Below are 2,232 nucleotides of genomic sequence, written 5' to 3'. Positions count from 1 at the left end.
GTGGGGGACGAGGCGCGGGAGCTGGCCGGGCCGGGGACCGAGCGGATCGACCTGGCCGGGCGGCTGCTCGTGCCCGGCTTTCAGGACTCGCACATCCACGCGGTCGCCGGCGGGCTCGAGCTCGGCAGCTGCGATCTGAGCGCACTCGGCAACGCGCCCGACTACCTCGCGGCTATCGGGGCGTACGCGCGGGCGCATCCGGAGCGGCCGTGGATCACCGGCGGCGGCTGGTCGCTCGAGGCGTTCCCGGGCGGGCTGCCGACTGCGGCCGCGCTCGACGCCGTCGTGTCCGACCGGCCCGTCTTCCTGCCGAACCGGGACCACCACGGCGCCTGGGTCAACAGCCGCGCGCTCGAGCTGGCCGGGGTCACCCGGGACACGCCCGATCCGGTGGACGGGCGCATCGAGCGCGACGAGCACGGGATGCCGACCGGCATGCTGCAGGAGGGCGCGGTCCGCTTCGTGGAGAAACTGCTGCCGCCGGTCTCGGCCGAGGAGTTCGACGCGGCGCTCGACCGCGCGCAGAGCCTGCTGCACTCGCTCGGCATCACCGGCTGGCAGGACGCGCTGATCGGCGCCGGGCTCGGCTTGCCGGACAACTTCGACGTCTACCTACGCGCCGCCGCGTCCGGGCGGCTGACCGCGCGGGTGCGCGGCGCGCTGTGGTGGGATCGGGAGCGCGGCGCGGAGCAGATCGAGCGGTTCCTCGAGCGGCGCGAGGCCGGGCGCGCCGCGGGCGACGGACGCTTCGACCCCGCCACCGTGAAGATCATGCAGGACGGCATCATCGAGAACCGCACCGCCGCCCTCACCGCCCCCTACCTCGATCCCTGCGGCTGCGGCGGGCACCCGGGCGCCGCGCCGCGTCCCGCGAGCACCAGCGGCCTGAGCTTCGTGGATCCCGCCAAGCTGGGCGAGTACGTCGCGCAACTCGACCGCCTCGGCTTCCAGGTGCACTTCCACGCCCTCGGCGACCGCGCCGTCCGAGAGGCGCTCGACGCGCTGGAGGTGGCGCTCGCCGCCAACGGACTGCTCGGCCACCGCCACCACCTCGCCCACCTCCAGGTCGTGCACCCCGACGACGTCCGGCGCTTCGCGGCGCTCGGAGCCACCGCGAACATCCAGCCGCTGTGGGCGTGCCATGAACCGCAGATGGACGAACTCGCCATCCCGCTGCTCGGGCCGGAGCGCTCGTCCTGGCAGTACCCGTTCAAGTCGCTGCTGGCCTCCGGCGCCGACCTCGCCGCGGGCAGCGACTGGCCGGTGAGCAGCCCGGACCCGATGCAGGGCATGCACGTCGCGGTCAACCGGGTCGCGCCCGGCGAGCAGGCGGAGCCGCTGATCGCCTCCGAGCAGCTGACGCTGGCCCAGGTGCTCACCGCGTACACGGCCGGCTCCGCCCGGATCAACCACGCCGACGAGGCCGGCCGCATCGTCCCCGGCATGCTGGCCGACCTCGTCGTGCTCGACCGCGACCCGTTCACCGCGCCCACGTACGAGATCCACGCAGCGCGCGTGGCCGCCACGTTCGTCGCCGGGCAGCCGGTGTTCCAGGCCTGAGCCCAAGGTTGTGACAGGATGCCGGGCATGGCCGTAATCCACCGCACCACTCTCGCACCGAGCAAGCTGGAGTTGCTCACCGCCTGGCTGCCCTCGCGGCCCTGGTACGTCGGCGGCGCGGGGGAACCGCGGCTGGCCAACGCCGGCGGCTTCCGGCTGGACGATCCGGCGGGCGAGGTCGGGATCGAGTTCATCGTGGTCACCGACACCGCGCCCGGCCGGCCCGTCACCTACCTGGCGCCGCTCACCTACCGGGCCGCTCCGCTCGCCGGCGCGGAGCACGCCCTCGTCGGCACCATGGAGCACGGGGTGCTCGGGCGGCGCTGGGCCTACGACGGCGTACACGACCCGGTGTTCGTCGCCCAGTTGCTCGCGCTGATCGAGGGCAGCGTCCAGGCACAGGACCAGAGTGCGAGCGACACGCTCGACCGTGAGGTCACCCGCGATTTCACCGGGCGTGCGGAGGCCGTGCAGGGATGGGATAAGCCGACCGTTGTCGACGGGCGCGACGGCACGGAGCTGAGGAACGCGTCAGGCGTGGGCCTCGACGTGCGGCGGGTTCTGCGGGCGGCGGCCGCGGATGACGCCACGTCGGTTCGGCCGGACGCGATCGGTCACGTCGCAGGTTCCTGGCTCGAGGCGGACAGCGGGGACGGCGGGGACGGGGCGGAC

At 74.1% G+C, this 2,232-nt stretch carries 2 protein-coding genes; both read left to right on the top strand.

What is annotated here, in order from left to right:
- Positions 1 to 1,560: amidohydrolase (locus KDL01_RS40620; RefSeq protein WP_212534055.1), on the top strand; the 1,560-nt coding region annotated here is incomplete at its 5' end.
- A 27-nt stretch (positions 1,561 to 1,587) separates the two neighbouring features.
- Positions 1,588 to 2,232 (top strand): maltokinase N-terminal cap-like domain-containing protein (locus KDL01_RS40615; protein ID WP_212534054.1); only part of this gene is annotated, 645 nt, incomplete at its 3' end.

Source organism: Actinospica durhamensis (genome assembly GCF_018139695.1).
Classification (GTDB): Bacteria; Actinomycetota; Actinomycetes; order Streptomycetales; family Catenulisporaceae; genus Actinospica; species Actinospica durhamensis.
The sequence above is the reverse complement of the archived record's forward strand: the minus strand, read 5'-3'. Positions and strand labels throughout refer to the sequence as shown.